Genomic DNA, 24,139 nt, shown 5'->3' on the forward strand with positions numbered 1-24,139 from the left:
GGATGGTTGAGAAGTTTGTAGCCGGCACCTACGATGTGATTGTGATTGGTGCAGGACATTCAGGTTGTGAAGCAGCCTTGGCTGCTGCAAGAATGGGATGTAAAACATTGATTTTAAGCATAAATCTGGATTCTGTGGCCATGATGCCTTGCAATCCTTCCATAGGGGGAACGGGAAAAGGACATTTGGTGAAAGAAATTGATGCCTTGGGAGGAGAGATGGGCTTAAATATTGACAGGGCTTTTATCCAAAGTCGTATGCTCAATACGGCAAAAGGTCCTGCTGTGCATTCTTCCAGGGCACAAGCAGACAAAACCTTATATCATATGGAGATGAAAAAGGTGCTGGAAAACCAGGAAAATCTTGATTTAAAACAAGGGGAAGTTGTTGAAATATTGGTGGAAGAAAACCGTGCAAGGGGTATTTTGTTAAGGACTGGAGCGATTTATTACAGTCAAGCGGTAATTTTGGCTACGGGAACTTATCTGGGAGGAAAAGTATTTATCGGAGGAGTAAACTATGAGAGCGGGCCCAACGGATTAGCACCATCTAAGGAATTAACCAACAACCTAAAGGCTCTGGGTTTAAAAATGAGAAGATTTAAGACCGGTACACCGGCGAGAGTAGATCAAAAAACTTTAGATTTCAGCAAAATGGAGATACAACCGGGGGATAAGGAAATCGTACCCTTTTCCTTTATGAATGATTCCTTGGAGAAGGAGCAGGTTCCCTGCTGGTTAACCTATACCAATCAGGAAACCCACCGGATTATTATGGAAAATCTCCACCGTTCTGCCATGTATAGTGGAGAAATTGAGGGTACGGGGCCCAGATATTGTCCTTCTATTGAGGATAAGGTAGTGCGGTTTGCTGATAAGGAAAGACATCAGCTTTTTATAGAGCCGGAAGGATTGAATACATATGAGATGTATGTCCAAGGCATGTCTACAAGCCTTCCTGAAGATGTACAATTGAAGTTTTTAAGAACAATCCCGGGACTTGAAAATGTGAAAATTATGAGGCCGGCCTACGCTATTGAATATGACTGCATTGATCCTCAGCAGCTACATCTGACATTGGAATGTAAAGATATTGCATATCTCTACTCTGCGGGGCAATTTAACGGAACTTCCGGATATGAGGAGGCGGCTGCCCAGGGACTGATGGCAGGAATTAACGCAGCATTAAAAATACAAGGAAAAGAACCTTTGATTTTGGATCGTTCGGAAGCCTATATCGGTGTCTTGATTGACGATTTGGTCACCAAAGGAACCAATGAACCCTATCGTATGATGACATCCCGTGCAGAATACCGGTTGATATTAAGGCAGGACAATGCAGATTTGAGATTAACAGAAAAAGGATATAAGATCGGTCTTGTCAAAGAGGAGCGCTACAGGAAATTTTTAAAAAAGAAAGAACTTATTGAAAAAGAGATGGAACGATTGAAAAATACCGTCGTTACCCCTGGGGATGCCAATGAATTTTTGAGAAAAATGGGAAGTTCGGAGATAAAAAACGGAATTTCTTTGTATGATTTGCTAAGGCGGCCGGAATTGACCTATGACCATATGGAGGAGATTGATCTGCATCGTCAAAAGTTGCCTAAGGATGTAATTATGCAGTGTGAAATACAAATTAAATATGAGGGCTATATTGAAAAGCAAATGAAGCAAATTGAACAGTTTAAAAAGCTGGAGGGAAAGCGATTAGATCCTGAAATTGACTATAGCATGATTGATGGCCTGCGATTGGAAGCCAGGCAAAAACTGAATGCCATCAAACCTTTGTCTGTGGGACAGGCTTCCAGAATATCAGGGGTATCCCCGGCAGATATTTCTGTTTTACTGGTCTATTTAGAGCAGCAGAAGAGAAGGAGAAGTGAAACCAATGAATAGTATGGAAATTTTAACAGAGGGAGCAAAAGCCCTCGGTTTATCTTTGACCGATAGGCAAATACATCAATTCATAACTTACAAGGAATTGCTATTGGAATGGAATGAGAAGATGAATTTGACAGCCATCACCGATGAAAAAGAAATCATGATGAAACACTTTTTAGATTCTTTGTCCTGTGCCTCAATAGACAAGTTAAAATCCCATGTCAAGATCATCGATGTTGGAACGGGAGCAGGTTTTCCTGGAATACCGCTAAAGATATATTATCCGGATCTATCCTTGACCCTGCTTGACTCCCTAAACAAAAGGATTCATTTTCTAAGGGAGGTATGCAGCCGCTTAGAATTGAGCCGGGTAGAATTTGTCCACGGCAGGGCAGAGGATTTTGGAGCCAATAAACACTATAGGGAAAAATATGATATTGCCGTAGCTAGGGCAGTGGCGGAATTGAATGTTTTGAGCGAATATTGCCTTCCTTTTGTAAAGGTGGGAGGGTATTTTATTTGCCAGAAAGGACCTAGTATTGATGAGGAAATGGAAAGGGGAAAAAAAGCTATTGAACTTTTGGGAGGGAAAGTTGTAGAAAGGAAAGATATTTTACTTCCCTTTAGTGATATCACCCATAATATCGTTGTAATCGAAAAAGTGAAGATCACACCGACAAAATTCCCCAGGAAAGCCGGAATGCCGACGAAAAAACCATTGGCATAGTCGTTTTTTTGTGATTTTTGTAGAGTAAAAAACAGACCAAATTTCAACGAAAAGGCAGGAAGTAAGGTGTTTTTGACGAATAATTATTTTGTGCAGATGAATGAAATTTTTAAAGACGGTAATCCATATAGTTTTGTAAGAGGGGAAGATTGCGTATGGTGATAGAACAGAATACAACAGTGCTGCAAATACCGATAGATCATATAAGACCGAACCCATATCAGCCCAGAAAAGTTTTTACAAAGGCTAGCCTGGAAGAACTAAGCGAGTCCATCAAAGCATATGGCGTGCTGCAGCCCATTAGTGTCAGAAAAATTGGACAAGATCACTATGAATTGGTAGCCGGCGAAAGACGATTAAGAGCAGCCAAGCTTGCCCAATTACAAACAATACCTGCTATTGTATCAGAGATGGCAGATCAAGATTCTGCAGTGTTGGCGCTGATTGAAAATCTTCAGAGGGAAGACCTGAATTTCATTGAAGAAGCGGAAGGATATAATCATCTGATTGTAGACCATAATTTTACCCAGCAGGATATTGCGGAAAAAGTAGGCAAAAATCAGTCCACCATTGCCAATAAATTGAGGATTTTAAAACTGTCGAAGGTTGTAAAAGAGAAGCTGCTAGAATATGGCCTGACAGAGCGGCATGCTAGGGCTTTGCTGAAACTTCCTGATGAAAAGCTTCAGTTGGCTATACTGGAGGAAGTAGTCAAAAAAGATTTAACGGTTAAGAAAACAGAAAAATTAATTACCGATACATTAGAAGAACTGTCCAAGCCAAAGGAACCGGAGAGAAGGCAAAACATCAAAAGTGCCTTTAATTTTAAAATTTATTTGAATACCTTAAAGAATGCTTTTCATGCCATCAAGCAAACGGGGTTGGATGCAGAGTATAAGCAATTAGACAAGGGAGATTATATTGAGGTGGTTGTCAAAATACCAAAGACCCGATAAAAAATGTCCCTTTATGGAAATATAAAGGCTATTGATGATGATCATCAGTAGCCTTCTTTGTTTGTCTATACTTTACCGAATAAGGTCAATACGCCGATAATAATAAAAGCAATGCCTGCGCTAAATTGCAAATATTGGGGAGGAATGTATTTTGTAATATATGTTCCAGCAAAAACCCCGATAAATGCACTGAGCACCAAGGCTGCGGAAGCACCGATAAAAACAGCGAATACAGATTTGGATTGTGTTGCCAAGAGCATGGTTTGCAACTGTGTTTTATCTCCTAATTCTGCCAGAAATACCATCCAAAAGGCACTGATTATGATTTTCCACATCTAGAGGTCCTCCTCATTTTATATTTCAAATTCAAGGGTTTATTTTTTATAATACATAAAATAGGTTGTCGGCATGGAGAATCATTAGAAAAGATGCTTTTATATTATATTCGTCTTTCTTATATTTTCATGATTTCATTTTCATTTTTAAGAAGGAATAGAAAATATTTTAACGAAATGTATTCATTATGAGTACAATTCATTGGTGAGGTGATCTGGGTGGGAAAAGTAATTGCTGTTTTTAATCAAAAAGGGGGTGTGGGCAAGACCACAACCAACGTTAATTTGAGTGCATGTTTAGCAGCGAAGGGGAAGAAGGTGCTGGTGATAGATATTGATCCTCAGGGGAACACAACCAGCGGACTGGGAATCGATAAAAATCATTTGGCTTACTCCATGTATGATTTGATTATAGGCAATGCCGAGGTAAGACAATGCATTTATGATACAAAAAGGGATAATCTTTTTATTATACCTTCCAGTGTTCAGCTGGCAGGGGCAGAGATTGAACTGACGGAAATGGAAGGGCGTGAGATGCGGCTGAAATGTGCCATTCAAGATATCTGCCATGAATATGATTATATTTTTGTGGACTGTCCCCCTTCCCTAGGGTTGTTGACGATTAATGCTCTTACGGCCGTTGATCGTGTATTGATTCCCATCCAATGTGAATATTATGCCCTGGAAGGAGTAAGCCAGCTTATGAATACCATAGAACTGGTGAAGAAAAATTTGAATCCCGCCCTTGAAATCCAAGGGGTTGTTTTGAGCATGTTTGATGGAAGAACCAATTTATCTATACAGGTTGTTGATGAGGTGAAAAAATATTTTAGGGGAAAAGTATATACGACCCTCATTCCCCGAAATGTCAGATTGGCGGAAGCACCCAGCTACGGCTTGTCTATCATTGAATATGACGCAAAATCAAAGGGAGCTGAAGCCTATTGCGAACTGGCAGAAGAGTTCTTAGATTTGGAAGAGGATGTGATATAATTGGCAAAGGTAAAAGGTGGTCTTGGCAAAGGATTAAATGCTTTAATTCCTGATAGAAAGCCCGAAATAGAAGGGGTTGTGTCCAAGAAGGGAGATGTTGTTAAAATAAGCATTCATGAAATCGCGCCTAATCGAAGCCAGCCGAGAAAGGATTTTGCAAAAGAGAGATTAGAAGCATTGTCGGATTCCATTAGGGTCCATGGCATTATTCAACCGATTGTGATCAGGCCTGTGGAAGAGGGGTATGAGATTGTTGCCGGAGAAAGAAGATGGCGTGCAGCCAGAGAGGCAGGGCTGAAAGAGATTCCTTGTATTGTTAAAGATTTAAATGATCAGCAGGGCATAGAAATTGCTTTGATTGAAAACCTTCAACGGGAAGATTTGAATCCCATAGAGGAAGCCCTTGCCTACGAAAACTTAATGAACCATTACAATTTAACCCAAGAGGAGATTGCCCAAGCCATAGGAAAAAGCAGGCCCTATATTGCCAATACCATGCGGTTATTGAATTTGGATGATGGAATTCAGGAGATGCTGATTCAGAATAAAATCACAAGTGGTCATGCGAGGGCTTTGTTAAGATTGGAGAATGCTGCACTGCAGCGGGAAATTGCCAAGGAGGTGGATGAAAAGGGTTTATCTGTTCGTGAAACAGAGGCTTTGGTGGCAAAAATTCTGAAGGGAAAAATTAAGAAAGCACTACCAAAGAAAGCAAAGGATACAAGCCTCTTATTTTTAGAAGATGCTTTAAAAAGCATTTTAGGGACAAAGGTGAATATTATTCGGGGAAAAAAGAAAGGAAAGATAGAAATAGAATATTATAGCGATGAAGAATTAGAAAGATTGGTTGATTTGCTGCAGAGAAAATAACATTGTTTCACGTGAAACAACTATAAAACTATATGAAGGTGCGTGCAAATGGCAGAATGATAACTCTTCTGCCATTTTTATGTCATAGACAGACGGACAACAATGTAATATGATAAAAGAGAGATCGTCTGTGCAAAGAAATTGTTTTGTTATCATAAGATATTTTTGATTCTATTGGAAGAGAGAGATGCCTATGGAAAAAATTATTTATCAACTGGACGCATTTACGGATGTAAGGTTTGGAGGGAATCCTGCAGGGGTTGTACCCGATGCCACTGGATTAACAGAAGAACAAATGCAAAAGATTGCAATGGAGATGAATTTGTCGGAAACGGCCTTTGTGATTCCCTTGAAAAAGAATGGAATTGACTATGAGGTAAGATTTTTTACACCGGAGCAGGAAGTTGATTTGTGTGGACATGCTACTATCGGGGCTTTCTATGCTTTAGCGACAAAAGGATATTTAGAAGGAAAAGACGATAAGATCATTGTAAAGCAAAGGACAAAGGCGGGAATTCTTCCTGTAGAAATTTATTTTGAAAAAGACAAAGTGGAAAAGATAATGATGACACAGGCAGCGCCGGAGTTTTTATTTACCATAACTGATACGGCAGCACTGGCAGAGGTGATGGGCATAGAGGCCCATGAGATAGGCATGGAAGATTGCGAAGTATTGCCACAGGTCGTATCTACAGGCCTTCCAGACATCATCATGCCTGTGAAAAGCTTGGAAGTGCTTAAGAAACTAAAGCCTAAAAGGGATAAATTGATTGAATATAGCAAACGTCATGGGGTAATAAGTGTTCATGTTTTTACTTTTGAAACAGAAGCAAAGGATTCCACTCTGGCATGCAGAAATTTTGCTCCGGCTGTAGGAATTGATGAAGAGGCCGCCACAGGGACATCAAACGGTGCTTTGGGTGCATATCTGCTGAAAAACGGTCTTGTAGCATTTCAGGATGAAATTACCTTGATTTGTGAACAAGGACACTATATAGGAAGGCCAAGCAAGGTGATAGTGAAGTTGGAAGGCAGTAAAGAGAATTTTACTGTCAAGGTAGGTGGGAAGGCGGTTATTACCTTGGAAGGTATCATGATTTATGGATGAGAATAGGATGAGGAGATTTGAACCTCCTATGACGGGCATCATAGGAGGTTTTCTCTATGGATGAGCAACTGCAAGGGAATGGGCAGGGTGGCATAAAAGATTGCTGTTGGGAACTTGTATTTCTGGTATAATATAGATAAGCAACGATAAAGATTGATTTATGTCTTTATGACGATAAGCTTTTTGTGCAGCAAATGTTGTGTTGCCAGTTGCCGGTTGTCAGCTAGCAGTACTGGCAGTTGGTAACTGATAACCGATGACGAACTGCTATTCAAAAAATGTAATTTCTTAAAATAAATTCAATCTTAAAGTTGCAAATCTATATGGAAAGACACTAGGAGATATATTTTTCTCTTTATGAACAAAAGATTTATGATGCAAATAAAATGAAATAAGGACGAAACTGATGCGGATAAAGGGTTCATTCGTGAAATTTTTGGCAAAACCAGAGGACAAGAGTTTAAAGTTGTTGCTGAAGGCTCATAGCTAATGACTGATAGGTTGCCGCTTGACAGTTACCAGCTGCTGCCTATCCGCATTGCTGGCTGGCAATTGGCAACGGACAACAGAATGTTTATCCATGGATAGAAAAGTTCTCTCTACAATAAGGGTATAGACGAAATTTGAGAGATATGTGTTCCTGTAGAGGTCAAAAATGTTTCACGTGAAACATTAGAAAGAAAAATTTTTGTAGAAGGGCCCAAAACCTTTATCAAGGATAATAAGTTTAGCGAGATTAACGGAGGTGAAACTATGATTTATTTGGATAATGCTGCCACGACTTTTCCTAAACCGGAGGCAGTGTATCAAGCAGTTGACAGGTGTATGCGAAATTTTGGAGCAAATCCGGGAAGGTCAGGTCATAAGTTGGCGTTAGAAGCAGGAAGGGCTATTTATAAGACAAGGGAACTGATATGCCAGTTATTTAACATTGAAAATCCTATGCAGGTGATCTTCACATATAATGCTACGGACTCATTGAATCTGGCTTTAAAAGGCCTGTTAAGACCGGGAGAACATGTGATTACCACAAGCATGGAGCATAATTCCATGATACGTCCTATTATGGCATTGAAAGAAATTGGGGTAGAACATACGATTATTCCATGCAGCAAAACAGGAGAGCTGGATCCGCAAAAAGTGGAAGATGCTGTAAAGGAAAACACAAGGCTGATTGCCATGACCCATGCTTCCAATATAACCGGTACCCTGATGCCTGTTGGTGAAGTAGGAGCGATTGCAAAGAGGAAAAATATTTTACTTTTGGTAGATGCGGCCCAAACGGCGGGGATTTATCCTATCGATGTGCAAAAAATGAATATTGATTTGCTTGCTGCACCCGGACACAAAGGATTGATGGGACCCCAAGGCACGGGTATACTTTACGTGCGTGAAGGAATTATCCTAAGGCATATGAAAGAAGGGGGGACAGGGAGTAAATCCGAATCTTTGCTTCAGCCAGAAATCCTACCTGACCGGTATGAGAGCGGAACACCAAATACGCCTGGCATCGTGGGATTAGGGGCAGGCATAGCCTTTATTTTGGCGGAGGGATTGAATAAAATCCGTGAGCATGAGGAGGCATTGACGGCCTACATGCTTTCCGAGCTAAAGAAAATAGATAAGATCAAAATATACGGTCCCCAAGACCATAAAAAACAGGCGGCGGTGATATCTATGAATATAGGGGATGAAGATTCTTCGGAAGTAAGTTATGTGTTGGATAAAGTATTTGATATTGCCGTAAGATCCGGACTGCATTGTGCTCCGTTGGCCCACCAAACCATAGGGACCTTTGAACAGGGGACGGTAAGATTCAGCATAGGCTATTTTAATACAAAGGAAGATATTGAAAAGGCCATTGAAGCCTTAAAGAAAATCTGCGAGGAATTAGAAGGATAATAAGATAATATAGACGATAAACATATAATCTGGAAAGGAATAGAGGGGATGCCCATGCAGTGGTTGTTCAATTTTATAAAAGAAAATAGCGAATTGTTGATTTTATATAGTGCAATTGCCAACATTTTTCTGATTATGATGCTAATTCTTCAGGCCAATAAGATTTCAAAGCTAGATAAAAAATATAAAAATCTGGCAAGGGGCATGGAAGATAAAAATTTAGAAGAAATTATTTATCGCTATTATGAAAAAATAGATCAGACAGATATCAGGATAAATAAAATAGATCAACGATTGGCCATTGTAGAAGGAAAGCTGTTGAAAAGCATTCAAAAGGTTGGTATGGTTCGATACAATGCCTTTCATGATATCGGTGGTGATTTAAGCTTTTCCATTGCCCTATTGGATGAGGAACATAATGGATTTATTCTTACAAGCATTTACGGGAGAAGCAACAATGTAGTTTATGGAAAACCGATTAAAAAAGGAAAATCCTCCTATACATTATCGGCAGAAGAGTTGCAGGCCCTTGATCGGGCAAAGAATAACTCTTTGGATGAATACGCAAAGGCTATTTCCTAGAAAGGATTCATAATATGAAAGGATTATTTATTATTAATCCCGTGGCCGGCAAAGGCAGGGGTAAAAAGACAGCAAAGCATATTGAACGTTTTATGAAAGAGAAGGCAATGGCTTATGATATACGGTTTACCTGTTGTAAAGGGGATGGAGAGGCTATTGCCAGGGATGCAATTCAAAAGGGATATGACAAAATCATCGCTGTAGGAGGAGATGGCACTGTATACGAAACAGCCAATGGAATGGTCGGCTCCCATGGGATTCTGGGAATTATTCCTTGCGGCACGGGAAATGATTTGGCCAAGTCCTTGGGGATATCTGGGAATATAGAAAAGGCGTTAAATATAATTTTTGAAGGATATGAAAGGACTATAGATTGTGGCAAGGCTAACGGAAGACTTTTTCTGAATGTAGCCAGTGTAGGATTGGATGCGGAAATCGTAAAGGAAACGGAAATGATTAAAAAATATATCAAAGGGCCCTCTGCCTATGTGATGGGAGTATTTAAAACGTTGCTTTACTTTCATGATAAGGAAGTATGGATAGATATAGATGGTGTAGAGATGAAGAAAAATATCATGTTGATTGCTGTAGCCAATGGAAGGTGTTATGGTGGAGGAATGAAAATTGCTCCAGAGGCCCGGATAGATGACGGATATTTTGATATATGCATTGTAAATAAAATATCCAAGGGTAAATTATTAAGGTTGTTTCCAACCATTTTTTCTGGGAAACATCTGTTGGTGGATGAAGTGGAGCTGTTAAGAGGAAAAAACATAAAAATCGAGAGCAGAGAAAAGCTGATTTTGAATATGGATGGCGATATTGGAGGGGAAACACCTGTATGTATTGAGATGCTCAAAAATGGCATTAGGGTGATGGCAACCCATGAAAATATATCAGAAGATGTCATAACTTTTGTTTCAAAATAGTTTTTGGGAAAATAGGTATAAAGAAAAGACCTTCTAGTCATAATACAGCTAGGAGGTGTTGAAATGCCTAAAGTGATTGCAATTTCGCAAGGATTGGAAGAAATCGGTCGCCAATTGGAAGCTCGAGGCTATGAAGTTGTTGACGAAGGATACCAGGGATATGTGGACACTATATTATATGATAGCCACGGCAGTTCATTGAGTTATCTAACAAATTTTGAGAATGTGATTGATATGGACAGGGGCGCCTTCGTTGTAGACATCAGGGGAAAAACCATCGATCAGATTATCTATGCCATTGAGAGAAGGAGCTACGAATCTATATTTTCATGAAAATGTAAAGATATAAGGAGCAGTCGAGATTAAATTCGTCTTGACTGCTCCCTTGTTTTGTCCTGCAAAAATCTCCAAAGACCGTATTGTATGCCTTCGGAAATGGTATCGGCCATTTTCATAACGAGGCTTAATCTTGTATTTTGCAACACAATGTACTCCATAAAACCCCCAAAATTTACAATACCGGTAACATGGATATCGCCCACGGGAGGAAGGTCTTTGTTTACACCGGCACCAGGTTTCAAAGGTCCGTGGGATATATGGATACAGCCTACCCGTTCCAATCTGCCAAGGCAAGCATCAATGGCAATAACAAATGGATTTTTGTAGGAACGATAAATGTAATCGATGGAAGCTTTGAGGTTTTTAGCATGAACGGGTTCATCGAGGGTTCCGTGTACAAAAACATTACCATATTTCTTGAATATCCGTTGCAACTTATGGCCGATGAGGGGTCCGAGGGAATCCCCTGTAGAACGGTCCGTTCCTATGCACATGATGACCAAATCGCTGTATTGGTCAGAATAGTAGGTATGCAGGTAGTCAATAAAGATTTTGCTAAAAGCAGAAGCGGCCATAGGAGTTTGGATATTCACGGAATGATCGGAGGAAGAAATGATTGTGTTCATGGTGGATGATATGACTCCTTTCTAATTTCAATATACTAAAAGTGTGTCCGAAAGAGGTTCGGAAAATACATGAGAATCTTAGAATCAGGATAAGATTTGAAGGATAGAGGGGACAAAAAATTGGAACGATATCAATAGCAGGCAAAAACCTTGATAATGCATAGGGGAGGGATCAATCTTTGATAGACTGTGAATCCATTTCATTTTCCTGATGGATTGCAGCAAAATTTTCACTGTAAAGGCTGGAGGAAGATTTTGTTCTACAGGGTTTGTTGAGGGAGATGATAGAAAACATGGCAAATAATCAAAAAAACTATGATGTAATCATTGTAGGTGCAGGCCCGGCAGGGGCTACGGCGGCGAGGGAATTGGCAAAGAAAGGCCAGGATGTCCTATTGATTGATAAAAAAGAATTTCCCAGGGATAAAACATGTGGCGGATTTATTCCGGTAAAGGTCTTAAAGGAGCTGGATTTTCATCTGCCGGAGGTATTTATTCGGAATGAAGTTTATCAAGTATCTCTCTATAGCCATGGATTCAAAGCATCCACTTATGGAAAGGGAGATCTTCTAGGCATTACTATACCGAGGGCAGAGCTGGATCAGTTTCTGGTAAATAAGGCCATCGGACAAGGTGCCCGGTTTATGGATAAGACAAGTTTTTATCATTTGGAACAGCATGGGGATGGGTTAAACATATTTACTTCCTCGGGGGAATACCGATGCAGGATATTGATAGGCAGCGATGGTGTCTTCAGCAAAGTAAAAACCTATGTTGACAAAAAGAATCAAATCAACCCGTATCAAACAGGTTTTGCCATAAGTACAAATGTATACAGGCATAAGGATGATAAAAACAATGACTTCAAATTATTCAGCATACCTGTTGCTTTTTCTATGGGGTGGGCTATTCCTATGGGTCAGCAGGTAAATATAGGGGTTGGGGGACCTTTATTTAAAAAGAGAGAGTTGCTCGCAGTTTTTCAAAATCATATCAAGAAGATACATGAAATCTATCAATTGGAAAACAGAGAGATAAAAATAAAAGGGGCATTTTTGCCGGCGGGAGGTTTTAGAAGAAAGCTGACAAATGAAAAAATTTTATTGATTGGTGATGCAGCAGGCTTTGTGGATCCTCTGACAGGAGAGGGAATATATTACGCTGTTCGCAGTGCTAAAATTGCAGCGGAGCAGATTTGCAAGCAAAACCTTTCCGCTTATGAAGAGAGATGCATGGGAGAATTTTATCCCAGATTGAGAAAATCATTCATGGAAGCTGTTTTGGGATGCAACAAAAAATATATGAATATAAAACTGTTAAGAGAAAAAAGATGTAAACACTTTGTGGAGATGATGCAGAAAATATAATGAAAAGGGCAAAAACATTCAAAAATAATCTTAAAAAAGAGGAATATAGAAAAAAAAGTAGAACAATATAAAAACATCGTATTCAAAATATTTTTTGCGAGTGGAAGAATGGGTGGAAATTTTGAGCTTAGGAGAAAAAATCAAACTGCATCGGAAACGCTTGAATATGACTTTAAAAGATTTTGAAAAAAGAGATGCAAGATGTTTCTTTGGCAGACACCATATGTAAATTATTACATAAAAACAAAGGACTTAGACAAGGACAAAGCCATTGGGAAAAATTTATGTGGATTTGGCAGATGTATATGCCATTGTGGGAGATGATAAAAAAGCGTTGTCTGCCACAAGAAAGGAGTAGATATACTGAAAAGAGCATGGGAGATTCCTCTGTAAAATATGGATAGGGAAAGCATAGTTTTGAAAAGGATATGGAGGGATAGAAGGTGAATACCAGAATCAATGGGCATACGAAGATTTATGGCGTCATTGGATATCCTATATCCCACAGTCTGTCGCCAGAAATTCATAACAGCATCTTTGACAAAAATCAGGAGAACAGTATTTATATTCCCTTGGCCGTTTCACCAGAGGAATTGGCACGGACAATTCCTTTGCTGAAAAATAATTTTCAGGGCTTCAATATAACGATTCCTCACAAGGAAACAATCATCTCTTATTTAGATGAGATGGATGAACGGGCTCAATGGTATGGGGCAGTGAATACGGTAAAGATTATAGAGGGAAAAATGATCGGATACAACACCGATGGGTATGGCTTCGTAAAAAGCCTCTTGGAAGCAGGAATAGATCTAAAAGGCAGGAAAGTTTTACTCATAGGGGCAGGGGGAGCGGCCCGGGTAGCAGCCCATGAAATTTTGTTGTTAGGGGGAAAACTAACCATTGCCAATCGCAATACAGAGAAAGCAGAAAGGTTAAAAAATGTTTTGATTGGGAATGTAGGGATTCAGGAGATAGAGATAAGGTCCTTGGATCAGTTAGAAAAGGGCTTTGATTGTGTAATCAATGCTACCCCGCTGGGGATGGGTCCATGGTGCGAGGAGATGCCTATGAAAGAGGAAGTTTTAAGGGGTACTGCCTTTGTATATGATATGATTTACAATCCCTATGAGACAAAATTGCTTCTTCAAGGAAAACAATACGGCTGCAAAACACAGAACGGTTTGCCCATGCTGTTTTATCAAGCGGTAAAGGCCCAGGAAATATGGACAGGCAAGGTATTGAAGGAAGAAATATTATATTTCCTGTATAAAGAAATAGAGAAATATTTCTTAGAGAAAATAAAGCAGGGGACAGGTGAATGAAATGAAAGTTTTGGTAATCCACGGACCAAATTTGAACTTGCTAGGCATCCGAGAAAAAGATATATACGGAAATCATGATTTAAGCTTTGTGAATGAATACATACGGCAGGAAGCTGAAACCTTGGGACTGGAAGTAGAAATTTTTCAATCCAATCATGAAGGAGAAATTATAGACCGACTTCAACATGCCATGGGAAAAGTGGATGGAATTATTATGAATCCTGGAGCTTTTACCCATTACAGCTATGCCATTGCAGATGCCATTGCGGGCATCAGCATACCGACTGTAGAGGTACATTTGTCCAATATCCATGGAAGAGAGGAATTTCGAAGAAAGTCTGTAATTGCTCCTGTTTGCATAGGGCAAATATCTGGATTTGCCCACGTATCTTATGCATTGGCCTTGAGAGCCCTTTTGGAAGTTTCGGGAAAATCAGAAAGATAGGTAGGAAAGGCTGGTGGAAACACTGGATTTATTGGAAAAGTTGCGTCAGGAAATCGATGAATGTGATAAAAAAATTGTCGAGGCCTTTGAAAAACGAATGGAGATTGTACTTCAAATTTTAGAGTGTAAAAAAGCAAAGGGGATGGGTGTCTTTCAACCGGAAAGAGAGGAACAGATATTGGAGAAAGTAGTATCTAACCTACGAAACAAAAACTTTTCCGGGGAAATAAAAGAAGTATATAGAGAAATTATGCGGGTGAGCAGGAGATTGCAGTCCAAGCATTTGTTTCCTTACAATATTGTATTGATTGGTTTTATGGGAACAGGAAAAAGTGCCGTAGGGAAACAATTGTCCCAATGGTTGGGGATGCCTTGGACGGATACGGATCGAATGGTTGAAGAGAGGGCGAGGATGACCATAGGAGAAATTTTTGAAATCTATGGGGAAAAGTATTTTCGAGAACTGGAGAAAGCGGTTGTTCAAGATCTGCAGCATGGGGACCATATGATTATATCCTGCGGCGGCGGCGTAATTCTAAAGGGTGAAAATGTGGAAGCTTTAAAGAAGAAAGGAAAACTTGTTCTGCTGCAGGCAGGGGCAGATACCATATACCATCGAATCAAGGGGGATTTCTCAAGACCTTTGTTAAAAGATGATATGAGCATAACCCAAATTACAAAAATATTGGATGAAAGAAGGCAACGGTATCTGAAAGCAGCAGAACTGGTGATTGATACGGAGAATAAAAGCATTGATGAGGTGTGCCATGAAATTATTTTGCAACTTATTGAGAAAGGAACATGTAATCTTTCAGCAGATTTTTCATAAAATCTATGTCCAGATATTGTTTGATCTTTTGAAAGGTATCCATATTTCTTATTTCCTTGTGGGGATTTTGATACTCTAGCCATGCATGGGCGCACCAGGATAATGCCCGCAGATATAGGTAGGGGGTATACAGGTGTACCCTTTCTCTTATATGATTATCCTTTCCATGGAAGCCTTCTGCATAAGATTGAAAAAACATTTCCTTTTCGTCGCTGTCTATTCTATAATCGGCTTTCCAAAGGGTAGTGGTCGGTGCTAAAAACTGGGCCAGATCCTGACAGGGGTCGCTGATGACGGGCTTTTCCCAATCAATGAGATAGCTTTGTTTTTTACCTATAATAAAATTGTGGGAATTAACTTCTGTATTGTTAATGACATGCCACTTGTTTTCTATAAAATATTTTTCCCTGTCTTTGTTTTGTTCTGCCCAGTCAAGGAATTTTTCAAAAAAATTTTTTAATTTTATGTCTACCATAGGTGATTTTAAATAATCCTTCAGCCACCTTCTGCCCTCTTCTACTCTGTCCGTGCATATCTTTTCCTCTATGATGAAACCATGGCTGATTTCTTTTGTATCAATGGAATGAATTCGAGAAAAGATTTCTGCTGCTTTTTTTAAATCCTTATGATACGCTAAAGGTCTTCCTTCGAGATATTCCATCATGAGTATGCCGTAATCGAAATATTCCTTGGTATCGTCTATATAAAATGCCTTTGGTGTTACTCCACTGTGCTCAAGGCTTTTTAGTGCATCAAACTCATATTTGATCTGATTGGCAAGTTCCAATTGGCTTCCTGTGTTAACCCTGAAAACATATCGATGGATAGAATCATCTACAATAAAATTGATATTGTATTCTCCTTGGGCTAGAAATTCCACCTGAAAATCTTTTTTTAAGGGGATGTATGGGTGTAAATCCCTTTCAAGAAGATAATTTTTTATCTTATCTATGAATGTATCTCTGAGCATGCTCACCATCACTCCATATCTTATGTATAAAATCTATTGTGTACATCGGTGGGATTTTATTATCAAAATCTCCGCCGCTAATCCTATTTTTCAGGGCTATGAAATCTTCTTTTGTGTCAATATCCCTATGTTTGCAAGTGAATTGCAGCTTTAATCCTAAACTGTTGGCAATATCCATGGTTCTTTCCAATACGGATTTGTTTCCCCATTTGATCTGATGATGAAATAATTCCTTGATGCTGTTTTTCATCCCAATCAGGTAATATCCTCCGTCAAAGGTAGGCCCCAGAACAACATCTCCTGCTTGAAGCCTATCAAAGGCACCTTTGATTTCATAGGGCTGTATATCCGGAGTATCGGCTCCTATCAAAACAACCTTGTCATATCCTCTGTTGAAAACGTATTGAAATGCATGATGCATTTTTTCTCCTAAATCTTTACCTTCCTGGGGAAAACAACAGATGAAAGAAGGTACCAAATGCTCCATCTGTGAAAAAGATTCTTTGGGGGTATAAGTCAAAAAAATGTCCATATCTTCTTTGATAAACTCAAAAACATGAAATAAGTCCAATAAAAAACATTTATGGAGTTCAGCACATTCATCTCCCGATAGGATTTCCATCAACCGGGTTTTTGTACACCCGGGAAGAGGTACTCTGGTCATCAATATTAAGGCTTTCACGATCTCACCTCTCTGTACATTTCCTTCAGTTTGGAAGGATGTACTCCAAGAATATACAACAGCTTTATTTTATGCATCAGCAAAAGGGTTCGGAGCTGTCCTCTCTTTTTAAACCTTCTGGCCGAAGTACCTAAGGGTACATCCAGAACGACTGTCTTGCTGGTTTTGAAAAGCTTTCTGGAAAATTCCCAATCCTCCATTAATTCTATATCAGGATATTCTCCCAATTGAAAGAAAACAGACTTCTTGACAAAAATACCCTGATCGCCAAAAAATAACCCAAAATATTTTGCTCTCATATTGGAGGTGATGGCGACAAATTTCATAAATTTCGTAGGGTAATCATAAAAATAAAGGGAAAAGCCTCCCCCTGCATATCCTTGGGAAACAGCCCTATACATCGCCTGTAAAGATCTTTCATGGACGATGGAATCGGAATGAACAAACCACAAAATGTCTCCCTTTGCTGCTTCGGCGCCCTTGTTCATTTGCTTTGCCCTGCCCTTTTCGCTACAGATAACCCTAGCATAATCTGCCGCTATCTCCACAGTTCGATCACAACTTCCCCCGTCAACGACGATGATTTCTTTTTTGCCATCAAGGGTATTCAGTTGTTCAAGAAGTCCTTTGATGTTTCTTTCCTCGTTCAGCACCGGGATGATGATGGATACCATACCATTACCTCTCAAAAAATACGATATTGTCAAAATTTATATAAACATTGATTTTTTCTCCAATATTATAGAATGTTTTTCCATTGGTTATGCATTTTAGCCTTTTACCATTGCAATCAATGATATAATAAATCTTTTCACCGGCATAGGTCTTATTTTTAATAATTCCGGCAATATTGCCCTTTGGTGTGATTTCTATCTCTTCTGGTCTGATCATGGCCCTCACCCTTCCATTCTTATGCAATCCAGTCTGAAAACTACCCATAATGCTGTAAAATATCCCTTCCTTTATTTCTCCGTCGACATAATTCTTTTCACCAAAAAAATCAGCTACCAAAGAAGATACCGGGCGTTCATAAATTTCTTTGGGTGTGCCAAACTGCTTGATTTCTCCATCCAGCATTACGGCGATTTTACTGGATGTCATAAGGGCCTCTTCCTTGTCATGGGTAACCAGAATCATTGTAATTTTAAATTTTCTTTGAATATCACAAATGAATTCCCTCATGATTTCTCTCAAACGTGTATCCAGGTTTGAAAAAGGCTCATCCAGCAAAAGAACTTTCGGTTCAATTGCCAATGCCCTTGCGATAGCCACTCTTTGCTTTTGTCCTCCGGAAAGTTCTTTAGGATATTTTTTCTCGTGGCCTTCAAGCTGTACCAGATCTATCATTTCCCTTACTTTTTCTCTTCGCTTTGATTTTTTCACTTTTGCCATTTTTAGGCCGAATTCAATATTTTCTTCTACGGTGAGGTGGGGGAACAGCAGATAATCTTGAAATACAATGATAGCACCCCTTTTTTCAACAGGAATATTTAAAATAGAGGTATCATTGAACAATATATCCCCGGCATCAGGCTCCATGAGTCCGGCAATAATTTTCAGGGTGGTGGTTTTACCGCATCCCGAAGGCCCTAAAAGTGAAATCATTTCCCCTTCCTGCACCAAAAGATTCACATGATGCAATATTCTTTTATTTTCAAACTTCTTGCATATATTTCTTAATTCGATTTGAGACATTTTTCGCTCTCCTTGCTATATAGGAATACGATCCTAAAGTTTAATCTATGTCTTTATGAAGATGATTTTTTGGTAAAGCAAATTGTTGTTGCTAATTAGTAGTTGCCGGTTGCCGGCTACTAGCTGCTGATGGCTGGTGACTGGCAACTGCGACAAAAAATTTATTGAGCTGAATCATATGTGCTAGGTTTTGAAATTGCTTATTTATATGCAAGTCCAATTTTAGATCTTTATTGAGCAATTAGAGATAAAAATAATTTTCACCCTTATAGTAGCTCTTTACTATTCTTTCAACGGATATAAGGATGAGCAAGGTAGTCCATATAAAAACCATACTGTATACCGATGCCATCATTCGATCCCCACTTTGTATAAAAGGAAACATTACCATGGAAAAAGTAACGATTTTTCCTCCTCCAATTAAGAAGGTAAGAAAGTATTGGCTGAAGGATACGATAAAGACCATGCTTCCGGCAGTGATAAGACCGGGGGCTAGCATGGGGAGAGTGACATAAAAAAAGGTCTGCATTTTATTGGCACCGAGGATCCTGGCCTGAAGCTCCATGGAATTTCCCATGATTTCAAAAACATCGGTCAGTATTCTGACACTGTAGGGTATACAAGGGATTAAATGGACAATAACAACGCCCCAAAAAGTATTGGCAAGCCCCACGCTGATAAAGGAAACATGAATTCCCATGGTGACTGCTACGGTAGGAACAACGATAGGAGCCAGAATCAAGGTCTTGATGAAACCTTTGCCCTTAAAATGATAAAGGCCCAGGGCCTTTGCCGCCGGAATGCTGATCAGAATTGCAATAAACATGACGACGGTAGAAAGCCAAATGCTAAGCCCTAATATTCTTAAGGAGTTATTTGAGGGATTCAATAGATATTGGAATCCCCGTAAACCAAAGGCTTTAGGGAAAAGATCCGGCCAGGGCCATATTTTTGTAAAACTCCACAAAAGGATAATGAATAGGGGAAAGATTAATAAGAGGAGGAATATATTGAATATGATTTTGAAAACCATGTTTTTGCCCATAAAATCCACCTTTCCTATAGAGGTCCTGTGCCCTATGTCCTGCTTTCATGGTTATATTTTGAAATCAATTGGAATGCTTTATTGTACAACCATAGCAGAAAGAGAGAAATCAAAGTCAATATCATATTGATAGCCATTGTATAAGGTCTATGGGTTAAATCAGGATTTGTATATTCGATATAAGCCTTTACAGGCAAGGTTTTGGGAGCCGTTGGCCCCAGAAGATATGGAATCTCGAAGGCTCCAAAGGAAAATGCAAATATGATGATAAAGGTGGATGCAATGGTTGGCATGGCCAAGGGCAAAAGTACATGCCAAAAAACCTGTCTTTTGTTTGCTCCTAAATTCAGTGCAGCTTCAGATAACTGATCATTCATATTGCGCCATATGGCATATACAACCATGGCAACGAAAGGGATTTCTTTCCATAAATAGGCGAATAGGATTCCTGCACCATTTTTATCAAATACCAGAGAAGGAAAATCCGTTTGTGCATTGATGATGCCCATATGGTATAAAATCCTGGATGCTATTCCGCTTTGGGCCAGCATATTATACGCAAGCAAAGCTGCAACGGAGTGGGGGACAATCACAGGCAGTTTGTATAATAGCTGTTCGATTCCTTTGTTATGTTTGTTCTGCAAAATAGAATAAGCCAACAGAGCTCCCGCGATTACAGCTGTGACGGAAGATACAAAGGAGATATACAAGCTGAATTTCAACGATTCTAGGAAACCCCTATCCATAAAGACTTCTTTATAGTATTTGAAAGTAAACTGTTTCATGCCTATTACGGAGAAATGCCCTAAACTTTGCAAAAAACCCATGACCAAACCTGATATGAATACAGAGGAGATTACTGCCAATACGGGGGTTAACATGATATAAGGCTTTAATTTATTATACAATTTCCTATTCACCCTCTACAGGTATGTTTTCCTGCCAGATTTCTTCTATGATTGGAATGAGATGGGCCGGTATCTCCGGTAATCTGTGGGCAAGGAGTATGTCCTGAGGCAATACGCCTTCACCCAGTTTTACATCATGGAAAAGCTTTTTTTCTTCATCACTGAATTTACCGTTATCTAAAACAGGCAAATCGCCCCAGTTTTTAGGATCATATTTCGAAGCTTGGGCTTTTGGACTAAGGAGAAAATTAATGGCCACCAGTGCTCCTTCTTTATTCGTTGCGTTATAAGGGATAGCCAAAAAGTGAGTATTGCCGATGGTTCCCTTTTCAAATATAAAAGCTTGTGATGTAGTAGGAAATTCTCCCGTTCCAATCTTTGATGCAACATGGTTTGGATTATAGCTTATGGTCATGAAAACTTCATGATCGGCATACATATTATCCAATTGGGCTACTGTTGCCGGATAAGTTTTTCCTTCTTGCCACAGGTATGGTTTTATCTTCTTTAAATAGTCCATGGCAGGCTTTATAACTTCCGCAACTTTTTGTTTATCGGCTTCCATATTCATAAATTGTTTATAGCCCACAATATCATAAATGATATTTCTTACAAAGGCACTTCCTGTAAAATCAGGAGGTGCAGGATATGTAAATTTTCCAGGATTGTTTTTCACCATTTCAAACAGTTCTTCATGGTTCCTAGGAAACTGGACTATTTGGGCCTGGTCTCCAATCAATACCAATTGGGCCTTTCCATAAGGAGCCTCATATCCCTCTACAGGAAATCCAAAGTCATATTTTATTTCTATGGATTCTGTATCCACATATTTCTTGTAATTTGGGAGATCATCTACAAAGGGTCCGAAAAGCAGGCCATTTCTTTTAGCTGTAAAGAAGTTTTCACCATTGATCCAAACAATGTCAATGGTTCCCTCTTTGCTGTTGAGCTGCTTTTCACCTAATAATTTATTTAAAATATCATCGATATCCATCGGTACTCTGTTCAGGATGATATCATATTCCTCCTTCAATTTCCTGCTTACATAATTGTCGATCCATTCATTAACTTTTTGGCTTCCACCCCATCCATAAAAGTTTACGGTTGTTCCTTTGGCTTTTTCTAAAATGCTGTTCCAGTCCTCCGCTGTAATTTGTGCCGTTGGCTTTTCGTCTCTAGACGTACATCCGGCGAAGTTGATAATAAGCAATAAGGCAAGGAATAAAAGAATTGATTTTTTCATTTTGTTTCTTCCTTTCCGTATTTTTATTAGCAGCCAATGCCTCTCACTCCTTTAAGGACGATTGGTTGTCTGTTAAATAATAAACAAACCGTCATGTCTATTATATATTACTTCATCAAAAGATACCTATACAAAATTATTATATAGGATAATGATATATTATAATGTGTTGCACTTTCTTTCTATTATATCAGCTGCTATGATAAAATGGGTGAAAAACTATAAAAAGTGAGGGGATGGAAAATGCACAAAATCATATATGACTGCGATAATACGATGGGAGTAAAAGAAAGGGATGTGGACGATGGACTTACCTTTTTATATTTGCTAGGAAGAAAAGATGTTTGCATATCAGGTGTTACGACAACTTATGGAAACAGCACAATGGATATTGTTTATGATAATACGTTACGGATGTTTCATGAGTTATCGATTCAAGATATACCTCTGCTGCGGGGTGCTTCTTCTCCGAAGAACAGACATAGTGAAGCGGCAGAATTTTTAGCTGAAAAGGCTGCTGAATCTCCGGGGGAAATTACTGTCCTGGCAACGGGTTCCCTTACAAATCTGCTCGGCGCATATGAAATTGACAGCAATTTCTTTCACCATGCAAAACAAATCATTCTTATGGGTGGAATTACCAACCCGCTGATGATAAATGGGAAGCAACTGGATGAGCTTAATTTTTCCTGTGATCCGGAAGCAACCTATCAAGTATTAAGTTCAGGTGCAAAAGTTACAGTGATCACAGGCCATATCTGTCTCCAGGCACTTTTTGGAGAAAAGGAATATAAAAGACTTATGGAAAGTCATGACATAAAAATATATCAATATATAAGGAACAAGACGAATCACTGGTTTGTATATATCATGAAAGAATTTGGAATCAAAGGCTTTTACAATTGGGATATTGTTGCAGGTGTCTATCTTACAAATCCTCAGTTGTTCGATACAAACATCACAAATCTTGTGTCTACGTCGGAGGATTTAAAAACGGGACTGCTGAAAATTGATAACAATTCAAACAAAGGCTACAGGGTAAATATGCCGACGGCAATCAATAATATCGAGGAATTTAACGAGATCATATTCAACACATGGGCAAATGTAGCATATGCATTTGACGAAAGAAAGTAGGCATCGGAGCTTTCATATAGGTTGTTTGCCATAAAAATAGGGGTTGCGAAGGGGATAAAAAAGAAATATAATATATTTAGATATTTATCTAAATATATAAATATCTAAATAGGCTATTCAAATAGAATAATACAATAAATACCGAGGAGAAGGAGGGTTAGATTTTGAATGATATCTTTAAAGCCTTAGCCGATCCTACGAGAAGAAAAATCTTGAAAATGCTAAGAGAGGGGGATTTATCTGCCGGAGAGATTGCCGATGCCTTCTATATCAGCAAACCCTCCATTAGTCATCATTTAAATTTGCTAAAACAAGCGGGTTTGGTTCTAAGTGAAAAACAGGGCCAAAATGTATATTATTCTCTAAATACCACAATTTTTCAGGAAGTTATGCAGTGGTTTTTTGAATTTATGGAAAGGGGAGAATCTGATGAAAATCAATAAGTGGCTGATAGTCCTCATTCTTTTATCGGTGATCGGTACGGCAATTGTGTATCCATATGTGCCGGAAATGGTGCCAGGTCATTGGAATTTTAAAGGAGAGATTGACCGCTATCAGAGTAAAGGGTTTTTATTTCTGACGGCGATACTGCCTTTGGGATTGTATTTGTTGATGTTTTTTTTGCCGAAAATAGATCCTAAAAAAGCAGCATACTTGAAACATGAAAGGGCTTACAAGATTTTTCAAATTTTTATCACATTATTTTTAATAGCAATTCATTGGATTACGGTGGCAGTAGCACTGGGATATTCACTAAACGTAGGTATATTGGTCAGATTGGGAATGGGATTCTTATTTATCGTCACCGGAAACTATATGAGCCAAATTCGTCAGAATTATTTTTTTGGCATAAAAAATCCATGGACCTTGGCCAATGAGCAGGTATGGAAAAAAACTCACCGGATTGGGGGATATGCCTTTATTTTATCCGGGATTATTGCTGTTTTTACTATTTTTCTAAGAGATTCCATTGCTTTTATCGCGCTGATGTTGGGACTATTTATTCCCTTGATATATACCAATGTCTATTCCTATTTTTTATATAAGAGGATTACAAAAGAAGAATAGGAGAAAAATTTCTGCATATAAATTGTAATCGATGGACATATTCAGCGAGCAAAGAGAAGGTCCTTGAGGATAGCCATATATCGTAGTGGTGTTCTATAGCATCTATAAGTGGATAGAAAAAATATTTTCATGACGGCGATAAAAAATATTTTTATTCTCCTGAAATAATGAAAAAGGA

The 24,139-nt window shown here is 38.9% G+C and carries 25 protein-coding genes and 1 pseudogene; 17 read left to right on the forward strand and 9 right to left on the reverse strand.

All coding sequences use genetic code 11. The annotated features are described in order from the left end of the window. Positions 1–2: 2 nt before the first annotated feature. The 3 genes from mnmG (at position 3) to noc (ending at position 3,566) form a co-directional block, all read left to right on the forward strand. Positions 3–1,898: a tRNA uridine-5-carboxymethylaminomethyl(34) synthesis enzyme MnmG gene (gene mnmG, locus AN619_RS13840; RefSeq protein WP_068557860.1), complete on the forward strand. Its 1,896-nt coding sequence runs from the start codon at positions 3–5 to the stop codon at positions 1,896–1,898. Then, entirely contained in the window at positions 1,891–2,610 is a 720-nt protein-coding gene (rsmG, locus tag AN619_RS13845; protein WP_068557861.1) for a 16S rRNA (guanine(527)-N(7))-methyltransferase RsmG, read from the forward strand. Before mnmG ends, rsmG begins: the two co-directional genes overlap by 8 nt. Positions 2,611–2,765: 155 nt before the next feature. Then, a complete protein-coding gene (gene noc / locus AN619_RS13850) occupies positions 2,766–3,566 on the forward strand; it encodes a nucleoid occlusion protein (RefSeq protein ID WP_068557862.1) in 801 nt (266 codons plus the stop codon). A gap of 65 nt (positions 3,567–3,631) precedes the next feature. On the opposite strand, the gene AN619_RS13855 is transcribed toward noc, so the two are convergent. Next, a complete protein-coding gene (locus tag AN619_RS13855) occupies positions 3,632–3,901 on the reverse strand; it encodes a TMEM165/GDT1 family protein (protein WP_068557863.1) in 270 nt (89 codons plus the stop codon). A gap of 219 nt (positions 3,902–4,120) precedes the next feature. Between AN619_RS13855 and AN619_RS13860 the strand changes: the two genes are divergently transcribed. The 7 genes from AN619_RS13860 to AN619_RS13890 all read left to right on the forward strand — a co-directional run bounded on the left by AN619_RS13860 (position 4,121) and on the right by AN619_RS13890 (position 10,618). After that, positions 4,121–4,894 carry a ParA family protein gene (locus AN619_RS13860; protein ID WP_068557864.1) on the forward strand — a complete coding sequence of 258 codons (774 nt, stop codon included), beginning with the start codon at positions 4,121–4,123 and terminating at the stop codon, positions 4,892–4,894. Beyond that, positions 4,895–5,764, forward strand: coding sequence for a ParB/RepB/Spo0J family partition protein (locus AN619_RS13865; RefSeq protein ID WP_068557865.1), 870 nt, complete (start codon positions 4,895–4,897; stop codon positions 5,762–5,764). Between the two features lie 193 nt (positions 5,765–5,957). Next, on the forward strand, positions 5,958–6,872 hold the full coding sequence (locus tag AN619_RS13870; protein ID WP_068557936.1) for a PhzF family phenazine biosynthesis protein: 915 nt from the start codon (positions 5,958–5,960) through the stop codon (positions 6,870–6,872). Between the two features lie 753 nt (positions 6,873–7,625). Next, complete coding sequence (locus tag AN619_RS13875; RefSeq protein WP_068557866.1) at positions 7,626–8,774, forward strand: aminotransferase class V-fold PLP-dependent enzyme; 1,149 nt, start codon at positions 7,626–7,628, stop codon at positions 8,772–8,774. Positions 8,775–8,828: 54 nt separating this feature from the next. Beyond that, positions 8,829–9,356, forward strand: coding sequence for a DUF4446 family protein (locus AN619_RS13880; RefSeq protein ID WP_068557867.1), 528 nt, complete (start codon positions 8,829–8,831; stop codon positions 9,354–9,356). A gap of 14 nt (positions 9,357–9,370) precedes the next feature. Then, positions 9,371–10,285 carry a diacylglycerol/lipid kinase family protein gene (locus AN619_RS13885; RefSeq protein ID WP_068557868.1) on the forward strand — a complete coding sequence of 305 codons (915 nt, stop codon included), beginning with the start codon at positions 9,371–9,373 and terminating at the stop codon, positions 10,283–10,285. Positions 10,286–10,348: 63 nt separating this feature from the next. Continuing rightward, positions 10,349–10,618, forward strand: a complete 270-nt coding sequence (locus AN619_RS13890) for a YkuS family protein (protein WP_068557869.1) — start codon at positions 10,349–10,351, stop codon at positions 10,616–10,618. 29 nt (positions 10,619–10,647) lie between these two features. Here the strand turns inward: AN619_RS13890 and yyaC are convergent, their stop codons facing one another. Next, positions 10,648–11,250 (reverse strand): spore protease YyaC, encoded by a 603-nt coding sequence (gene yyaC / locus AN619_RS13895; protein ID WP_068557870.1) that lies wholly within the window; start codon positions 11,248–11,250, stop codon positions 10,648–10,650. Between the two features lie 293 nt (positions 11,251–11,543). Between yyaC and AN619_RS13900 the strand changes: the two are divergent. The 4 genes and pseudogenes from AN619_RS13900 to AN619_RS13915 form a co-directional block, all read left to right on the forward strand. Continuing rightward, positions 11,544–12,452, forward strand: a pseudogene (locus AN619_RS13900) (geranylgeranyl reductase family protein); the annotation flags it as partial. Between the two features lie 608 nt (positions 12,453–13,060). Then, positions 13,061–13,939, forward strand: coding sequence for a shikimate dehydrogenase (gene aroE / locus AN619_RS13905; protein ID WP_068557872.1), 879 nt, complete (start codon positions 13,061–13,063; stop codon positions 13,937–13,939). 1 nt (position 13,940) lies between these two features. Then, positions 13,941–14,384: a type II 3-dehydroquinate dehydratase gene (aroQ, locus tag AN619_RS13910; protein WP_068557873.1), complete on the forward strand. Its 444-nt coding sequence runs from the start codon at positions 13,941–13,943 to the stop codon at positions 14,382–14,384. 13 nt (positions 14,385–14,397) lie between these two features. Beyond that, the gene (locus AN619_RS13915) at positions 14,398–15,213 is read left to right on the forward strand and encodes a chorismate mutase (protein WP_068557874.1); all 816 of its coding nucleotides are present in this window, start codon (positions 14,398–14,400) and stop codon (positions 15,211–15,213) included. Here the strand turns inward: AN619_RS13915 and AN619_RS13920 are convergent. The 7 genes from AN619_RS13920 to AN619_RS13950 all read right to left on the reverse strand — a co-directional run bounded on the left by AN619_RS13920 (position 15,170) and on the right by AN619_RS13950 (position 21,756). Beyond that, positions 15,170–16,183 (reverse strand): phosphotransferase family protein, encoded by a 1,014-nt coding sequence (locus AN619_RS13920; RefSeq protein ID WP_068557875.1) that lies wholly within the window; start codon positions 16,181–16,183, stop codon positions 15,170–15,172. The genes AN619_RS13915 and AN619_RS13920 overlap by 44 nt on opposite strands. Continuing rightward, positions 16,158–16,865, reverse strand: coding sequence for a TIGR04282 family arsenosugar biosynthesis glycosyltransferase (locus AN619_RS13925; protein WP_068557876.1), 708 nt, complete (start codon positions 16,863–16,865; stop codon positions 16,158–16,160). Before AN619_RS13925 ends, AN619_RS13920 begins: the two co-directional genes overlap by 26 nt. Then, positions 16,862–17,539 (reverse strand): TIGR04283 family arsenosugar biosynthesis glycosyltransferase, encoded by a 678-nt coding sequence (locus AN619_RS13930; RefSeq protein WP_068557877.1) that lies wholly within the window; start codon positions 17,537–17,539, stop codon positions 16,862–16,864. Before AN619_RS13930 ends, AN619_RS13925 begins: the two co-directional genes overlap by 4 nt. A gap of 4 nt (positions 17,540–17,543) precedes the next feature. Continuing rightward, positions 17,544–18,560, reverse strand: coding sequence for an ABC transporter ATP-binding protein (locus AN619_RS13935; RefSeq protein ID WP_068557878.1), 1,017 nt, complete (start codon positions 18,558–18,560; stop codon positions 17,544–17,546). A 241-nt stretch (positions 18,561–18,801) separates the two neighbouring features. After that, complete coding sequence (locus AN619_RS13940) at positions 18,802–19,449, reverse strand: ABC transporter permease (protein WP_242867412.1); 648 nt, start codon at positions 19,447–19,449, stop codon at positions 18,802–18,804. Between the two features lie 188 nt (positions 19,450–19,637). Continuing rightward, the gene (locus tag AN619_RS13945; RefSeq protein WP_157065024.1) at positions 19,638–20,513 is read right to left on the reverse strand and encodes an ABC transporter permease; all 876 of its coding nucleotides are present in this window, start codon (positions 20,511–20,513) and stop codon (positions 19,638–19,640) included. A 4-nt stretch (positions 20,514–20,517) separates the two neighbouring features. Next, positions 20,518–21,756 (reverse strand): ABC transporter substrate-binding protein, encoded by a 1,239-nt coding sequence (locus tag AN619_RS13950; RefSeq protein ID WP_068557880.1) that lies wholly within the window; start codon positions 21,754–21,756, stop codon positions 20,518–20,520. A 243-nt stretch (positions 21,757–21,999) separates the two neighbouring features. Between AN619_RS13950 and AN619_RS13955 the strand changes: the two genes are divergently transcribed. The 3 genes from AN619_RS13955 to AN619_RS13965 all read left to right on the forward strand — a co-directional run bounded on the left by AN619_RS13955 (position 22,000) and on the right by AN619_RS13965 (position 23,961). Then, complete coding sequence (locus AN619_RS13955; RefSeq protein ID WP_068557881.1) at positions 22,000–22,893, forward strand: nucleoside hydrolase; 894 nt, start codon at positions 22,000–22,002, stop codon at positions 22,891–22,893. 164 nt (positions 22,894–23,057) lie between these two features. After that, positions 23,058–23,336, forward strand: a complete 279-nt coding sequence (locus AN619_RS13960; protein ID WP_083525153.1) for an autorepressor SdpR family transcription factor — start codon at positions 23,058–23,060, stop codon at positions 23,334–23,336. Beyond that, a complete protein-coding gene (locus AN619_RS13965) occupies positions 23,323–23,961 on the forward strand; it encodes an SdpI family protein (RefSeq protein WP_068557882.1) in 639 nt (212 codons plus the stop codon). The genes AN619_RS13960 and AN619_RS13965 overlap by 14 nt, the downstream gene beginning before the upstream one ends. Positions 23,962–24,139: the final 178 nt, after the last annotated feature.

Origin of the sequence: Thermotalea metallivorans, assembly GCF_001562415.1 — a bacterium.
GTDB lineage: Bacteria > Bacillota > Clostridia > Peptostreptococcales > Thermotaleaceae > Thermotalea > Thermotalea metallivorans.